Here is a 15,395-nt window from a genome sequence, read left to right on the forward strand (position 1 = left end):
GATGACCATGCCCCGCTTCAACGACATCCGTGGCAACGACCGTCACCAGACCGGTGACGGAGCGCCCGACAACGGAAGGGACGAGAAGCCTCGTCCTTTCCCGACCCTTTCGACCTTTCTCGGCATGGCGGCCGTGCTGTTCGTGCTGTGGCTGCTGGCCATCGGCCTTCCGCGCCTTTTCCCGAAGACCGAACACCCGGCGCCGTCCAACATAACCGATACTGGAGCCCAAAAATGAGCCAGTCCAAATCCGCTGTTATCATGGATGCGCGCATCCTGGTGCCCGCCATCGGCGGCGCCTTCCGCAAACTTGATCCGCGCACACTGGTCAAGAATCCGGTGATGTTCGTCGTTGCGGTCGTCTCGCTGCTGACCACCGTGCTTTTCATCCGCGACCTGATCGCCGGCGGCGGCGATCTCGGTTTCACGCTGCAGATCATCATCTGGCTGTGGTTCACCGTGCTGTTCGCCAATTTCGCCGAGGCGGTGGCCGAGGGCCGCGGCAAGGCGCAGGCCGACTCGCTGCGCAAGGCGCGCACCGAAACCCACGCCAAGCTGCTCACCAACGGCGACCGCACCAAATTCAAGATGGTGCCGGGCACCAGCTTGAAGGTCGGCGATGTCGTGCTGGTCGAGGCCGGCGACATCATCCCATCCGACGGCGAGGTGATCGAAGGCGTGGCCTCGGTCAACGAAGCGGCGATCACCGGCGAATCCGCGCCCGTCATCCGCGAGTCCGGCGGCGACCGTTCGGCCGTCACCGGCGGCACCCAGGTTCTGTCCGACTGGATCCGCGTGCGCATCTCCGCCGCATCCGGCCAGACCTTCCTCGACCGCATGATCTCGCTGGTCGAGGGCGCCGAGCGCCAGAAGACGCCGAACGAGATTGCGCTCAACATCCTGCTTGTCGGCATGACGCTGATCTTCGTGCTGGCCACCGCGACCATCCCGAGCTTCGCCTCCTATTCGGGCGGCTATATCTCGGTGACGATCCTCGTTGCGCTCTTCGTGACGCTGATCCCGACCACGATCGGCGCGCTGCTGTCGGCCATCGGCATCGCCGGCATGGACCGCCTGGTGCGCTTCAACGTGCTCGCCATGTCCGGCCGCGCCGTCGAGGCCGCCGGCGACGTCGACACGCTTCTCCTCGACAAGACCGGCACCATCACGCTCGGCAACCGCCAGGCAACCGAGTTCCGTCCGGTCAAAGGCGTCACCGAGCAGGAGCTGGCCGATTCAGCACAGCTTGCATCGCTGGCCGACGAGACGCCGGAAGGCCGCTCGATCGTCGTGCTCGCCAAGGAGAAATACGCCATCCGCGCCCGCGACATGGCAACCTTGCACGCGGCCTTCGTGCCCTTCACCGCGCAGACCCGCATGAGCGGCGTCGACATCGACGGTTCGTCGGTGCGCAAGGGCGCGGTCGATGCGGTGCTCAATCACGTGAATCAGGCGACCGTCGCCGCCCATGGCACGCGTCCGACGACCGAAACGATCCGCGACCTGCAGGCGATCGCCGACGAGATCGCCAAGGCCGGCGGCACGCCGCTGGCGGTCGAGCGCGACGGCCGCCTGCTCGGCGTCGTCCACCTCAAGGACATCGTCAAGGGCGGCATCCGCGAGCGTTTCGCGGAGCTGCGCAAGATGGGCATCCGCACGGTGATGATCACCGGCGACAACCCCCTCACCGCGGCTGCCATCGCCGCCGAAGCCGGCGTCGACGACTTCCTCGCCCAGGCGACGCCCGAGAACAAGCTGTCGCTGATCCGCGAGGAGCAGGCCAAGGGCAAGCTGGTCGCCATGTGCGGCGACGGCACCAACGACGCGCCGGCGCTGGCCCAGGCCGATGTCGGCGTCGCCATGAACACCGGCACCGTCGCCGCGCGCGAGGCCGGCAACATGGTGGACTTGGACTCCGACCCGACCAAGCTGATCGAGATCGTCGAGATCGGCAAGGCGCTGTTGATGACGCGCGGCTCGCTGACGACCTTCTCCATCGCCAACGACGTGGCCAAGTACTTCGCCATCATCCCGGCGATGTTCGCGGTCTTCTACGTCGCGCCCGGCCAGTCCACCGGTCCGCTGCAGGCGCTCAACGTCATGCATCTGGCGACGCCGCAGAGCGCCATTCTGTCGGCCATCATCTTCAACGCGCTGATCATCATCGCGCTGATCCCGCTGTCGCTGAAAGGCGTGAAATATCGCGCCATCGGGGCGGGCTCGCTGCTCACCCGCAACCTGCTCATCTACGGCCTCGGCGGCATCGTCGTGCCGTTCGTCGGCATCAAGGCGATCGACCTGATCGTCACGGCCCTAGGCCTCGCATAAGGATTTGCCCCGATGTTCAAGCAACTCAGACCCGCCTTTGTCATGATCGTCTTCTTCACAGTGCTGACCGGCCTCGTCTATCCGATCGGCATGACCGGCATCGCCCAGGCGCTGTTTCCGAACCAGGCCAATGGCAGCCTTATCGAAAAGGATGGCAAGGTCATCGGCTCCAGCCTGATCGGCCAGGCTTTCGCCAGCGACCGCTATTTCCACGGCCGGCCGTCGGCGGCCGGTGACGGTTACAACGCCGCCTCCTCCGGCGGCTCGAATCTCGGCCCTACCAATCCCAAGCTCATCGACCGCATCAAGGGTGACGCTGGGAAGCTGAAGGCCGAGAACTCGAACCAGCCGGTGCCCATGAACCTCGTCACCACCTCGGGCAGCGGCCTCGATCCCGACATCAGCCCGGAGGCCGCCTATTTCCAGGTGGCGCGCGTCGCCAAGGCCCGCGCCGTGGACGAGGCCAAGGTGAAGGCACTGGTCGACAGCCATGTCGAGGACCGCGAGCTTGGCGTCCTCGGGGAGCCGGTGGTCAACGTGCTGGCGCTGAACCTGGCGCTGGACGAGCTGAAGTAATCCGCCCGCGCCGGGGATCGACACGATCCCCGGCGCAATTCATGATTGGACCTGATGCCCGACGACAGGACCGACCCTAAGAACCGACCCTCCCCCGACGCGCTCCTCGAGCATGCCGAACGCGAGGGCCGTGGCCGCCTGCGCATATTTCTCGGCGCCGCGCCCGGCGTCGGCAAGACCTACGAGATGCTGATGGCGGGCCGCGCCCGCCGCGCCGACGGCATCGATGTCGTGATCGGCATTGTCGAGACCCATGGCCGCAAGGAAACCCAGGCCCTGGTCGACGGCTATGAGGTGATCCCACGCCGCCTGGTCGAGTATCGCGACCAGACGCTCGACGAAATGGACATCGACGCCATCCTGAAGCGGCGCCCTGCGCTGGTCCTGGTCGACGAGCTTGCCCATACCAACGCGCCCGGCAGCCGGCATCCCAAACGCTATCTCGATGTGCAGGAGATCCTTGCGCAAGGCATCGACGTCTACACCACGCTCAACATCCAGCATGTCGAAAGCCTGAACGACGTCGTCGCCCAGATCACCCGCGTCCGGGTGCGCGAGACGGTTCCCGATTCCCTCATCGACGAGGCCGATGACATCGAGATCATCGACCTCACACCCGACGACCTGATCAAACGCCTGCAGGACGGCAAGGTCTATTTCCCCAACACCGCGCAGCGCGCGATCGAGAATTACTTTTCGCCGGGCAATCTGACCGCGCTGCGCGAGCTGGCCCTGCGCCGCACCGCCCAGCGCGTCGACGAGCAGCTGCTCAACCACATGCAGTCGCATGCCATTCCGGGCCCGTGGGCGGCCGGCGAGCGGGTTCTCGTCTGTGTCGACTCGCAACCTGGCGGGGCGGCCCGCATCCGCTATGCGCGCAGGCTCGCCGACCGGCTGCGCGCGCCCTGGACGGCGCTGCACGTGGACACGCCGCGGCTCGCTGGCTTGTCCGAGGAGGACAAGGACCGCCTGGCCAGGAATCTGCGCCTTGCCGAACAGCTCGGCGCCGAGATCGCCACCATTCCCGGTCAGAACGTCGCCCAGGACATCGTGCGCCACGCGACGGCGAACAACTTCACCCATATCGTCGTCGGCAGGCCGACCCGCTCGCGCTGGCGCGAGCTGATCGAGGGCTCGCTTACCTATGACCTGATCCGCAATGCCGGCGACATCAGCGTCCATGTCATTTCAGGCGCCGAGCGCGATGGCGACACACCGCCGGTGCGGGTCAAGGCCGCGCCCGAGCAGAAGCCTTTCCAGATCTGGCCCTATCTGTTCTCGACGGCCTATGTCGCCGGCGCGCTGGCCGTCAGCTCGATCCTCGACCAGTTCCTCGACGTCCGCAATCTTGCCAGCGTCCTGCTTCTGGCGGTGCTGACCGCGGCCGTGACCTTCGGGCTCTGGCCGGCGCTCTATGCGTGTTTTCTCAGCGCGCTTGCCTTCAATTTCTTCTTCCTCGAGCCGCGCTACACGCTGACGATCAGGGATCCGGAAAGCATCGTCGCCTTCACGGTCTTCCTCGTCGTAGCCGTGATCGCCAGTAACCTGACCGCGCGTGTTCAGCGCCAGGCGGTTGCCGCGCGCTCGCGGGCGCGCGCCACCGAGGACATCTACTCCTTCTCCAAGAAGCTCGCCGGCGCCGGCACGCTCGACGACGTGCTGTGGGCCACCGCCTTCCAGATCGCCTCGATGCTGAAGGTCCGCGTCGTGCTGCTCCTGCCGGAAAACGGCACCATCACCGTCAAGGCCGGCTATCCGCCGGACGACACGCTGGCCGAAGCCGATATCGCGGCCGCCCGGTGGGCCTGGGAGCACAACCGTGCCGCCGGCCGCGGCGCCGACACCTTGCCTGGCGCAAAACGCCTCTATCTCCCCCTGCGGACGGGGCGCACCGCGATCGGCGTGGTCGGCCTCGACAACGACAAGCAAGGGCCCCTGCTGACGCCCGAGCAGCAGCGGCTGCTCGACGCCCTGGCCGACCAGGCAGCGGTCGCCATCGAGCGCGTCCAGCTCGTCGCCGATGTCGACCGCGCCAGGCTGGCCGCCGAAGCGGACCGCTTGCGCTCGGCGCTGCTCACCTCGATCTCGCATGACTTGAAGACGCCGCTTGCCGCGATCATGGGCGCGGCCGGCACCCTGAAGGAATTCGCGCCAGCGCTGCCGGAAAACGATCGCGCCGAGCTTCTGGCGACGGTTGTCAGCGAAGCGGAGCGGCTGAACCGCTTCATCGCCAATCTGCTCGACATGACCAGGATCGAGTCGGGCGCGATGGAGCCAAACCACGCATTCCACTATGTCGGCGACGTCGTCGGATCGGCGCTGAACCGGGCGCGGAAGATCACCGCCGAACACAGAATAGAAACCGACATTCCGGCCGACCTGCCGATGCTGCGGCTCGATCCCGTTCTGTTCGAGCAGGCATTGTTCAACCTCCTCGACAATGCCGCCAAATACGCCTCGCCCGGCTCGGCCATCCGGCTGCAGGCCTGGGTCGATAACGGCGCTGTCATCCTGCAGGTGATGGACGAGGGACCGGGCATTCCGCCCGACGACCTGGAGCGGATATTCGACACCTTCTACCGCGTGCGCAAGCGCGACCAGGTGCGCGCCGGCACGGGTCTCGGCCTGTCGATCAGCCGCGGCTTCATCGAGGCTATGGGCGGCACGATCGCGGCGGCCAACCGCACCGACCGTCCGGGCGCTATCTTCACCATCCGCATGCCGGTGCCGGCTGAGTTGCCGGCGCTCGGCGCACCCCTTACGGACGACGCGGCATGACGAACCAGACCGTCTCCATCCTGGTCGTCGACGACGAACCGCCGATCCGCAAATTGCTGCGCGTCGGCCTCGGCAGCCAGGGCTACGCGGTCTCCGAGGCGCCTAACGCCAAGGCGGCGATCGAACTCATGCAGGCCGAACGGCCCGACCTTATCCTGCTCGATCTCGGCCTGCCCGGCATGACCGGCCTCGAGCTGCTCGGCAAATGGCGCGGCGACGGCCTCGACGTTCCGGTCGTCATCCTGTCCAGCCGCACCGACGAGGCCGGTATCGTCGCCGCGCTCGAGCTCGGCGCCGATGACTATGTGACCAAGCCTTTCGGCATGAACGAGCTGGTCGCGCGCATTCGCGTGGCGCTGCGCCACAAATTCCAGCAACAGGGCGAGAAGCCGGTGTTCCACACCGGCGACCTTTCCGTCGACCTGGTGAAGCGCATCGTCAAGGTCGAGGACAAGGAAGTGAAACTGTCGCCCAAGGAATACGACATCCTGCGCATGCTCGTGCAGTATGCCGGCAAGGTGCTGACGCACCAGTTCCTGATGAAGCAGATCTGGAACGACTCCACCGACGTCCAGTATCTGAGAGTCTATGTGCGCCAGCTGCGGCAGAAGATCGAGAAGACGCCGGACCAGCCGCGCTACATCATCACCGAGACCGGCGTCGGCTACCGTCTGCGCGAGGTGGAGTAGCGAGGCAAACCGTGGTGGTTGGCCGAAGCCTTCCAACCTCGTCATCCCTGGGCGGAGCAGCCGCGAAGCGGCGTCGCGGAGACCCTGGGATCCATTCCGTAACCTGGATTGTAGAGCGCAGCGGTGCAGAATTCTGCACCGTGAGCGGCGCTCCTATGTCACGGAATGGATCCTCGGGTCTGCGCCGCGTCGCTTCGCTCCTTGCTTCGCCCGTGGATGACGAAGCGTTCAGCCGGCCGGTCTCCGACAAACTAGTCCGCCGACAGGTCCGCCGTCCGCGCCAGCGCGCTGCCGAAGCCGTTGAGCGAGATGGTGAAGGAGATCGGCTGCGTCGTGTCGGCCGCCGTGGCGTTGATTTTCAGCGTGGTGCCGTTCTGCAAGAGCGGCGTGGTATCGGCATCGAACGTCACCGGCACCAGGCAGCCGACCGCCTGGCAGGTGTTGAACTGCAGCGTCCCGTCCAGCTTCTTGTCGTCGATCTCGAGCGAAATGCCGTTGGCCAGGGCAAGCCCGAAGGGCAGCGCCAGCGTGCCGGCGGCGTCCTGGCCCGTCTTGGTCGTCAATTCGATCGCCAGCAGCCGCTGGCCGCTCTGCTTGTTGAACTGCTGATGCGACAGGCTGCAGACCTTGTTCGTGCCGGTGACTTGGCAGTTGACCGTCCAGTCGCCATGCGTTTCCGACAGCGCCGAGGCGCCGCCCGGCAGTTGCGGCTTGGCCGCTGCGTCGGCGGGCTGGGCCGCTGGCGCCACCTTGTCGCCCTTGTTCTGCGCGGCAAATCCCGCCGCCGGCACACCGGCAATGCAGGCGGCTGCCAGCATCGCCGCGATAGACGCGTACTTCGTCCTCATGACATCCCTTCTTGGCCGCCGTCCCGCGTCAGCTAGAAGCTGACCTTGAGAGACGCGCTGACCGCGTTCTGCTTGACCGTTTCCCCGAAGGCGCCGTTGTACCTGACCGCCAGACCAACGCCGTTGACGCCATTGAGCTCCAGCCCGGCGCCGACCCGATAGAGCGGCGAATCGATGGCTTCCGTCAAGTGCAATGCCGGGTTGCCGGGCAGATTCTCGGCGGCGGCGAAACGCCCCTCGATCTCCCACTGCTTGGTGGAGAATTCGACGCCGGCCTTTCCGTAGATGCGGAAGCTGGCGATGTCGCTGACCGGGATGTCGGCCCCGACCTCCAGTGCCGGCGTCACGGCATAGCCAATCGCCCAGCTTCCGTGGGCCGCATCACGTTTCGCAGTGCCCATGGCGTTATTGACCGCCCGCACTATATGAAGTGCATGGTTTTTCGTATGGGAGCCGTGCGGATGCTTCGTCACACTCTGGCTGTTCTGGCAGGCGCCGTGCTGGCGGCAGCGATTTCTCAGGTTGCGTCGTCTCATGCGCAGATCGTCATCCCGACGAATCGCGACGCATTGGTGCAGCAGAACCAGCTGCAGCAGTTGCAGAACCGCTTGCAGCGGCAGCAATACCAGCAGCAACAGCAATTGTATCGCGAGCTTGACCGGCAGAGCGCGCCCAAGCCCAAGCCCGATGTGCCGGTATATGACAAGACCTGTCGGATGGAAGCGGTCGGCAACACGATTTCACGGGTTTGCCGCTGACATTTTGTTTTTTTCAGTTTATTAGCCGACTTACTTGCTGGCAAAATGGCGGATTGCAAGGGCGGTGGTTCTAGCGCAATTCCAGGAAAAGTGTGACACGGTTTTCCGTCGGGAATTGCGTCAAAACTAAAGAGATAGAGCGGTTCGCCGTTTCCGCGAAACGGTGAAACGCTCTAGGGTTTGCAGGAGGACAGGTTTTTGCCGCGCGAGAGCGTATGGCAGGGATGCTGCTCTCACCGGAATTTGGGATGGCAACAACCAAGAAGAAAGCAGTTCGCAGAGCCAAGAAAGGCCAACGGATCCGCCAGGTGGCGGCCATTCCGTATCGCTTGCGGGAAGACGGCAACCTGGAAGTGTTGCTGGTCACCTCACGCACCACACGGCGCTTCATTGTGCCAAAGGGTTGGCCGATGAAGGGCAAGAGCGGGCGCAAGGCGGCAACGATCGAAGCCCAGGAAGAAGCAGGCGTTCTCGGCAGGACGCTGAAGCAGCCTGCCGGCACCTATTCCTATTGGAAACGCATGACCAATGGCTTCATTCGCGTGGACGTCGTGGTCTATTTGCTCGAGGTCACCGGGGAGCTTGCCGACTGGCAGGAAGCCGCGGACCGGCAGCGTGCATGGCTTCCAGCAGCCGACGCCGCCCTGCTCATCGACGAACCGGAGCTTTCGACGCTGCTTAGGGATCTGACCGTTCCGGTGGTCGATCCGGCATAAAGCAACCATCCTATTCGGTGTCGTTCGGGAAAGGTCGTGCCGGCGTGCCGGTATAGGCCCAAAGCCATTCCCTGGGCCCTTGTTGCGGTCGCTTTGCTGCGGCTGGCGATTCGCTGCTTGACTCATACATATCCCAGTGGTTATACGTAATCAATAGCCAACGGGTTATTGATTGATATGTCGGCCTCGCACGATATACTGTTCAGGACGCTTGCCGATCCGACACGGCGCGCCATCTTCGAACGTCTCTGCCGCCAAGGCGAGCAGACGGTCGGTGCCCTGACCGCGCAGGCCGGCGTATCGCAGCCGGCGGTGTCGAAGCATCTGGGCGTCCTCAAGGAGGCGGGCCTGGTGCGCGACCGCCATGAGGGCCGCCAGACCCATTACAGCGCCCAGCTCAAGGCGCTGGCGCCGTTGATGGACTGGACGCGCGACATGGCGGGGTTTTGGGAAAGCCGGTTCGACGATCTGGAGGAACTGCTCAAAAGGATGGATCAATGAATGAAGTGCCGGCCGCAACGCGCTCCGTCATCGTCGAGCGCGAGATACCTTTTCCGCCGGAAAAGATCTGGCGCGCGCTCACCCAACCGCATCTCATCGAGGAGTGGCTGATGAAGAACAGCTTCAAGCCGGTCGTGGACCATCGCTTCAGCCTGAGCGCGGAATGGGGAGGCGTCGACTGCCAGGTGCGGACGGTCGAGGCCAACAGGACCCTGTCCTACAGCTGGGACACCAAGGACCTCGAGAGCGTCGTCACCTGGACGCTCACCCCGACTGGCACGGGCACGCATCTGCGCATGGAGCAGGTCGGCTTCCGCGCCGATCAGGAGCCGTACTACCGCGGCGCCACGGTGGGCTGGAAGCGCAACTTCACCGCCCTGGAGCAGCTGCTTTCGCGGATCGATTGAAGTCCGCCGAAGCTTCAAAAGACAGACACGGTCCTGGCGGGGCGGCAAACCGCGGGCGCAAGCAATGGAGACACGACAATGAAGATCAAGCTGACCAGCATCTATGTCGACGACCAGGAAAAGGCTCTTCGGTTCTACACCGACGTCCTGGGCTTCACCAAGAAGGCCGACTTCACCAACGGGCCTTTTCGCTGGCTGACAGTCACCTCGCCTGACGATCCGGACGGCACTGAACTGCAGCTGGCCCTCAACGATAATCCGGCGGCAAAGACTTATCAGCAGGCCATCTTCAAGCAGGGCCAGCCGGCGCTGATGCTATTCACCGACGACATCAAGAGCGACCATGAGCGCATCAAGGCCAATGGCGGCAGCTTTGCCATGGCGCCAACCGCGGTGACCGGCGCGACCATCGCCCAGCTCAACGACACCTGCGGCAACCTCATTCAGCTTTCGCAGCTGGCGCGCTGGTAGGCAACTCGATCCGTATCGTCATTTGCAAGGGAGGTTAGATGAACTGGAGCAAATGGATCAGGCAGCTTCACCGCTGGCTGTCGATCATCCTCACCGTCACCGTCATTGCCAATTTCGTCGCCATGGCCATGGGCCCACCGCCCGCCTGGATCGTCTATTCGCCGTTGATCCCGCTTTTCCTGCTGCTGTTCAGCGGGCTCTACATGTTCGTGCTGCCCTATGCCGTCAGGTGGCGCAGCGAGCAGACGAGCGAGCGAACGGGATCGGTCTGATGGCGAAGGCAAAAGCAAAGGTTGCGCGATCCGTGGACGCGGAACCTGTCCTGCTTTCAGGCGGCAACCCGCAGATCGCCAAGGGCTATGGCGACGCGCCCGTCCAGGCCTATATCGCGGCGATGCCGGGCTGGAAGAGCGAGGTCGGGCGCCGGCTCGACCAGCTCATCGTTGAGGCCGTTCCCAACGTGCAGAAGGCCGTCAAATGGAACTCTCCCTTCTACGGAATGGAAGGCGAAGGCTGGTTCCTCGGCGTCCATTGCTTCGCCAGATACATCAAGGTGGCCTTCTTCCGCGGCCTGTCGCTGGAACCCGTGCCGCCCGTCGAATCCAAGAGCGGGGACACGCGCTATTTCCACATCCATGAGAGCGACCGGCTCGACGAGGAGCAATTCGTTTCCTGGGTGAAGCAGGCGAGCCAGTTGCCCGGTGAACGGATGTAAGCGCACGAAAGATCAAGCGTCGCCTCCCTGAAAAGGCCATGGTGGCGATCTCTTATCCAGCCCGAAGGAGAACCGGATATGCAAGAAGGCAGCCCGCAGGACGACAAGTCTGCATCCGAGCTGATCGACGGAAGGATCGAGGAACTCGGCGACTGGCGCGGCGAGACGCTTGCCCGGCTCCGCGCCCTGATCAGGCAAGCCGCGCCGGAAGCCGTCGAGACATGGAAATGGCGCGGCGTGCCGGTCTGGGAGGATGCCGGCATCATCTGCACCGGCGAGACCTACAAGGCCGTCGTCAAGCTGACCTTCGCCAAAGGCGCGGCGCTGTCCGATCCCAAGAAGCTCTTCAACTCCAGCCTCGAAGGCAACACCAGGCGCGCCATCGATTTCAAGGAGGGCGACGCGGTCGACGCCGATGCCCTGAAGGCGCTCGTCCGCGAAGCCGTGGCCCTCAACAGATCCAAGGCTAAACGCTGAGAGGCAGCTGGGGCGCTATCGGATTGATGTTGCCGGCTTTTTCTTCCAGGTCCCCGCACTCTGGATCGATACTATGCACAAAAATATCGGCATCAAGCCGTACGCATCCTTTTGTTTGCTGAGCAACAACTCATAAAACAAATACTGAACAAATTTATCGGCTGTTAAGCCAGGCACGCTATCTGGATTGATGTCGCCAGTAACCGGACGACATGTGGGGAAAAACATCGTCTCAACCGGCGGATGAGCCAGTCGGACAGACACCGAAGGAGCCCGCGCACGCTCCATGGGAATGGGATGAAGCTGTCATCGACCGATGCCGCCCCGCGTCTCATCGGGCTGGTCTGGCCTTTCGTCGCGGTCGTCCTGATCCAGGCACTGGTTGCGACGCTTAGCCTCCACACGCTGTCAGCTGTCCGCGCCTATGTCGGCGGCGAAAGCCAATGGTCGAAGGGGCAGAAGCACGCCATCTATTTCCTCAGCCTTTATGCCGACACCGGCCGGGAAGAGTATTTCAGCGAATATCGTCAAGCCATCGCCGTGCCGCTGGCCGATCGCGCCGCGCGGCTCGCGCTAGAACAGGCCGAGCCCGACGCGAATGCGGCCAGGCTCGGCTTTCTTGGCGGCAACAACCATCCCGACGATGTCGCCGGCATGATCTGGCTGTTCCGGAATTTTCGCGCCGTGAGCTATCTCGACATCGCCATCCGCCACTGGGCTACGGCCGACGAAATGATCCTCGCCATCGAAAGCCTTGGCGACGACATGCATCGCAGGCTCGAGAACGGACCGGCCTCGACGGCCGAGATCAGTCTCTGGAAGGCGCAAATCCACCAGCTCGATCTCCGGATCGGGCCGCTGTCCAAAGCTTTTTCCGACAGTCTGGGCGAGGGATCGCGCTTCATCAAGATGGCGCTGACGGCGGCCAATCTCGCCACCGCCGCACTGCTTATCCTGCTTGCCGTCTGGCGCACGCGCAAGCTGATGAAGCAACGCCAGGCCTTCCAGAACGCTCTCAATGCCGAGCGCGAGCGTGCCCAGATCACATTGGCTTCGATCGGCCAGGCCGTCATCAGCACCGATGCCGAGGGGCGGCTGGACTATATGAATGCCGGAGCGGAAAGGCTGCTTGCCTGTTCGCTCGCCGCCGCCAAGGGCAGGCCGGTCGCCTCATTGTTCCGGCTCGTCGACAAGGACAGCGGCGTCGAGGAGACCGATCTGGTCCCGCGCCTGCTGGCGGGCGAGCCGCGCCGCTCCAATGTGCGCCCGCAGCTTCTGGAGCGTCCCGACGGTTCGGTCGTGCCGGTGGCGCTGAACGGTGCTCCGCTGATCGTCTCCGGCACGATCCTGGGGTGCGTCCTTGCCCTGCACGACATGACACGTGAGCAGGACTATATCGAGCGGCTGTCGTGGCAGGCATCGCATGATGCGCTGACCGGTCTCGTCAACCGCCGCGACTTCGAGAACCGTCTGGCGAGCGCGATCTCCGAAGCACCGGAAAGGCCGCGCCGGCACGCGCTGATGTATCTCGACCTCGATCAGTTCAAACTGGTCAACGATACCTGCGGCCATGCCGCCGGCGACCAGCTGCTGCGCCAGATCTCGGTGCTGCTCGCCAATGAGCTGCCGCCCGGCGACATCCTGGCGAGGCTGGGCGGCGACGAGTTCGGCGTGCTGCTCTTCGATTGCGATACCGACTGTGCCGCCGCCACCGCCGAACGGTTGCGCGCGACGGTCCAGGATCTGCACTTTTCCTGGGAAGGGCGTCCCTTCAACACCAGCGTCAGCATCGGCATGGTCGAAGTCGCCAATGTCGGCATGACGCTGGAGGAGGTGCTGCGCGCCGCCGATGTCGCCTGCTACATGGCCAAGGAAAAGGGCCGCAACCGCGTCCAGATCCACAGCGACGGCGACACGGCGTTGCGCGAGCGCTTCGGCGAGATGGCCTGGGTGCAGCGCCTGCATGCCGCACTGGACGAGAACCGCTTCAGGCTGCATGCGCAGGAGATCGCGCCGCTGCGGGACGATATTGCCGAGCCAGGCGCGCATATCGAAATCCTGCTCAGGCTGACCGACGACGACGGCAGCTTCGTCACCCCGCAGAGCTTCATTCCGGCGGCGGAGCGCTACGGATTGATGCCCGCGATCGATCGCTGGGTGGTGCGCAACGCTTTCGCCACATTGGCGGCCAGACGCACCGATCCGCGCGCGGCGCCGATATCCACCTGCGCGATCAATCTCTCCGGCGCCACGTTCGGCGACGAGACGTTTCTCGGCTTCATGCGCGAGCAGTTCGCCGCGCACGCCATTGCGCCCGAAACGATCTGCCTGGAGATCACCGAGACCAGCGCCATCGCCAACCTGACCGAGGCCATGCGTTTCATCGCCGACCTGCGCGGGCTGGGCTGCCGCTTCGCGCTCGACGATTTCGGCTCCGGCATGTCGTCCTTCGCCTATCTGAAGCATTTGCCGGTCGATTACCTCAAGATCGACGGCAGCTTCGTCAAGGACATGCTCGACGACCGCATCGATCGCGCGATGGTCGAGATGATCCATCATATCGGCAAGGTGACCGGAAAACGCACCATCGCCGAATTCGTTGAAAGCGACGGCATCGTCGAAGCCTTGAAAGCGATCGGCGTCGATTACGCGCAGGGCTATGCGATCGCGCGACCCCAGCCATTCGACGCGGCCACGGTCCTGCACGGCGGGCACACGGCACAGGGTGCGGTGACGGATGCCTGGGACACGCTGGCCAAGACCCTGCGCCGCAAAGCTGGTTAGGCCTTGGCGCCGCTCGATCCGGCCGGCCTCTCCAACAGGATCGTCGGCTTTTCGTGATAGGTGGTGCGCAGGATTTCGCGATAGCCGTTCTTCTCGGCCACCTTGAGCGACGCGCCGTTTTCCGGATCGATGATGCAGACGGTTCTCGCCTGCCCCAACGCCTCGTCGCTCCAGGCGACGATCCGCCCGACGACTTCGCTCGCAAGCCCCTGGCCATGCGCCTCCGAGGCCAGCGCCCAGCCTGCTTCCGGCACGCCTTCGATCGACGGCTCGATCTCACGCTTCAGATCATGGAACCCGGCCTCGCCGATGAAGCGCCCTGACCCCTTGTCCTCGATCGCCCAGAATCCGTAGCCGATCAGCGACCACAGGCCGGCATGGCGCAGGAAGCGCATCCAGCTCTCTTCGCGCGTGCGCGGCTTGCCGCCGATGAAACGGGTGACGGCGGGCTCCGCCCACATGGCGGCATAGGTCTCGAAATCGTTTAGCCTGTGCGGTCGCAGAACGGTGCGCGCCGTCTCGAGGATCGGCACGCCGGCTTCCGTCTTGATGCTCATGGCATTGCCCTCCATCGACGCGACAGCGCTTAGCAAAACAGCACGCTCGATCAAGAGCCACGATAATGCGGTGGCTCTTCCAGCCATAACGGCCATGGCGCGGCTGCATCGCTATGGGCTTTCGCCTGGCGATGCTAGTTTGCGCGCGAAACCGACCCAAAAGCGCAAGTCGACCGGAGACGCACCATGGACACCACAGATCTGTTGCTGGCGATCGCGCATCACCTTCTGGTGTTCTCGCTGGCCGGCATCATCGGCGCGGAGTTCGTGCTGGTGCGCGGCGATCTGGCGGCGGCGACGCTGAAGCGCCTTGCCGGCATCGATCGCTATTACGGCATCGTCGCTGCGCTCATCGTCATCGTCGGCGTCTGCCGTGTGTTCTTCGGCCTGAAAGGCTGGGAATTCTACATCTACAATTGGGTGTTCTGGGCAAAGATGGTGGCCTTCGCCATCGTCGGCCTGCTGTCAATCGCGCCGACCATGCGCTTCATCTCCTGGAACAGGCAGGCGAGCGGCAATCCGTCTTTCGCGGTGCCGGCGGCGGAACTGGCTTCGGTGAAGAACTATGTCCGCGCTGAGGGCTTCATCTTCCTGCTGATCCCCGTCTTCGCCGCGGCGATGGCGCGCGGCTACGGTTATTAGAACACCGCTTTAGGCCGTAGTGACGATTTAAGGAATTGGGATTCCCACAGGCCGGCAAATCAGATTCAACACTGATTTTTGGGGATCAGTGATGAACTGCGACGCGCTTCGGGACGACCAGTGGGACCGGATCAAGGGCTTTGTTCCG

18 protein-coding genes are annotated in these 15,395 nt (G+C 64.0%); 15 read left to right on the forward strand and 3 right to left on the reverse strand.

Annotation, left to right across the window (positions count from 1 at the left end):
- Window position 1 precedes the first annotated feature (1 nt).
- From FJ414_RS29800 to FJ414_RS29820, 5 genes are read left to right on the forward strand one after another with little or no spacing between them, the layout of a single operon-like run.
- Window positions 2-238: a hypothetical protein gene (locus tag FJ414_RS29800; RefSeq protein WP_246672531.1), complete on the forward strand. Its 237-nt coding sequence runs from the start codon at window positions 2-4 to the stop codon at window positions 236-238.
- A complete protein-coding gene (kdpB, locus tag FJ414_RS29805) occupies window positions 235-2,328 on the forward strand; it encodes a potassium-transporting ATPase subunit KdpB (RefSeq protein ID WP_140647929.1) in 2,094 nt (697 codons plus the stop codon). The genes FJ414_RS29800 and kdpB overlap by 4 nt, the downstream gene beginning before the upstream one ends.
- 12 nt (window positions 2,329-2,340) lie before the next feature.
- The gene (gene kdpC / locus FJ414_RS29810; RefSeq protein WP_140647930.1) at window positions 2,341-2,904 is read left to right on the forward strand and encodes a potassium-transporting ATPase subunit KdpC; all 564 of its coding nucleotides are present in this window, start codon (window positions 2,341-2,343) and stop codon (window positions 2,902-2,904) included.
- A 54-nt stretch (window positions 2,905-2,958) separates the two neighbouring features.
- Window positions 2,959-5,682, forward strand: a complete 2,724-nt coding sequence (locus FJ414_RS29815) for a sensor histidine kinase KdpD (protein WP_140647931.1) — start codon at window positions 2,959-2,961, stop codon at window positions 5,680-5,682.
- Window positions 5,679-6,371, forward strand: a complete 693-nt coding sequence (locus FJ414_RS29820; protein WP_140647932.1) for a response regulator transcription factor — start codon at window positions 5,679-5,681, stop codon at window positions 6,369-6,371. Before FJ414_RS29815 ends, FJ414_RS29820 begins: the two co-directional genes overlap by 4 nt.
- A gap of 251 nt (window positions 6,372-6,622) precedes the next feature.
- On the opposite strand, the gene FJ414_RS29825 is transcribed toward FJ414_RS29820, so the two are convergent.
- Together FJ414_RS29825 and FJ414_RS29830 are read right to left on the reverse strand one after the other, a co-directional pair.
- Entirely contained in the window at window positions 6,623-7,219 is a 597-nt protein-coding gene (locus FJ414_RS29825) for an invasion associated locus B family protein (RefSeq protein ID WP_140647933.1), read from the reverse strand.
- 32 nt (window positions 7,220-7,251) lie between these two features.
- The gene (locus FJ414_RS29830; RefSeq protein WP_181181753.1) at window positions 7,252-7,692 is read right to left on the reverse strand and encodes a hypothetical protein; all 441 of its coding nucleotides are present in this window, start codon (window positions 7,690-7,692) and stop codon (window positions 7,252-7,254) included.
- On the opposite strand from FJ414_RS29830, the gene FJ414_RS29835 reads away from it, so the two are divergent.
- The 9 genes from FJ414_RS29835 (at window position 7,681) to FJ414_RS29880 (ending at window position 14,048) form a co-directional block, all read left to right on the forward strand.
- Entirely contained in the window at window positions 7,681-7,977 is a 297-nt protein-coding gene (locus tag FJ414_RS29835) for a hypothetical protein (protein WP_140647934.1), read from the forward strand. The two genes, FJ414_RS29830 and FJ414_RS29835, sit on opposite strands and share 12 nt — an antisense overlap.
- Window positions 7,978-8,225: 248 nt before the next feature.
- On the forward strand, window positions 8,226-8,693 hold the full coding sequence (locus tag FJ414_RS29840) for an NUDIX hydrolase (RefSeq protein WP_140647945.1): 468 nt from the start codon (window positions 8,226-8,228) through the stop codon (window positions 8,691-8,693).
- A 177-nt stretch (window positions 8,694-8,870) separates the two neighbouring features.
- Complete coding sequence (locus FJ414_RS29850) at window positions 8,871-9,194, forward strand: metalloregulator ArsR/SmtB family transcription factor (RefSeq protein WP_140647935.1); 324 nt, start codon at window positions 8,871-8,873, stop codon at window positions 9,192-9,194.
- Window positions 9,191-9,601 carry an SRPBCC domain-containing protein gene (locus FJ414_RS29855; RefSeq protein ID WP_140647936.1) on the forward strand — a complete coding sequence of 137 codons (411 nt, stop codon included), beginning with the start codon at window positions 9,191-9,193 and terminating at the stop codon, window positions 9,599-9,601. The genes FJ414_RS29850 and FJ414_RS29855 overlap by 4 nt, the downstream gene beginning before the upstream one ends.
- Before the next feature lie 78 nt (window positions 9,602-9,679).
- Window positions 9,680-10,072: a VOC family protein gene (locus FJ414_RS29860; protein ID WP_140647937.1), complete on the forward strand. Its 393-nt coding sequence runs from the start codon at window positions 9,680-9,682 to the stop codon at window positions 10,070-10,072.
- Window positions 10,073-10,110: 38 nt separating this feature from the next.
- The gene (locus FJ414_RS29865) at window positions 10,111-10,344 is read left to right on the forward strand and encodes a hypothetical protein (protein WP_140647938.1); all 234 of its coding nucleotides are present in this window, start codon (window positions 10,111-10,113) and stop codon (window positions 10,342-10,344) included.
- Window positions 10,344-10,787: a DUF1801 domain-containing protein gene (locus tag FJ414_RS29870; RefSeq protein WP_140647939.1), complete on the forward strand. Its 444-nt coding sequence runs from the start codon at window positions 10,344-10,346 to the stop codon at window positions 10,785-10,787. Before FJ414_RS29865 ends, FJ414_RS29870 begins: the two co-directional genes overlap by 1 nt.
- A 78-nt stretch (window positions 10,788-10,865) precedes the next feature.
- Window positions 10,866-11,264 (forward strand): DUF1801 domain-containing protein, encoded by a 399-nt coding sequence (locus tag FJ414_RS29875; protein WP_140647940.1) that lies wholly within the window; start codon window positions 10,866-10,868, stop codon window positions 11,262-11,264.
- Between the two features lie 297 nt (window positions 11,265-11,561).
- Window positions 11,562-14,048, forward strand: a complete 2,487-nt coding sequence (locus tag FJ414_RS29880; protein WP_140647941.1) for an EAL domain-containing protein — start codon at window positions 11,562-11,564, stop codon at window positions 14,046-14,048.
- Here the strand turns inward: FJ414_RS29880 and FJ414_RS29885 are convergent.
- On the reverse strand, window positions 14,045-14,605 hold the full coding sequence (locus FJ414_RS29885) for a GNAT family N-acetyltransferase (protein ID WP_140647942.1): 561 nt from the start codon (window positions 14,603-14,605) through the stop codon (window positions 14,045-14,047). The two genes, FJ414_RS29880 and FJ414_RS29885, sit on opposite strands and share 4 nt — an antisense overlap.
- A 186-nt stretch (window positions 14,606-14,791) precedes the next feature.
- Here FJ414_RS29885 and FJ414_RS29890 point away from each other — a divergent pair, with 186 nt between their 5' ends.
- Window positions 14,792-15,247, forward strand: coding sequence for a DUF2214 family protein (locus FJ414_RS29890; RefSeq protein WP_140647943.1), 456 nt, complete (start codon window positions 14,792-14,794; stop codon window positions 15,245-15,247).
- The last annotated feature ends 148 nt before the right edge of the window (window positions 15,248-15,395 follow it).

The sequence above is a fragment of the Mesorhizobium sp. B3-1-6 genome, from assembly GCF_006439555.1.
In the GTDB taxonomy this organism is placed as follows: Bacteria; Pseudomonadota; Alphaproteobacteria; order Rhizobiales; family Rhizobiaceae; genus Mesorhizobium.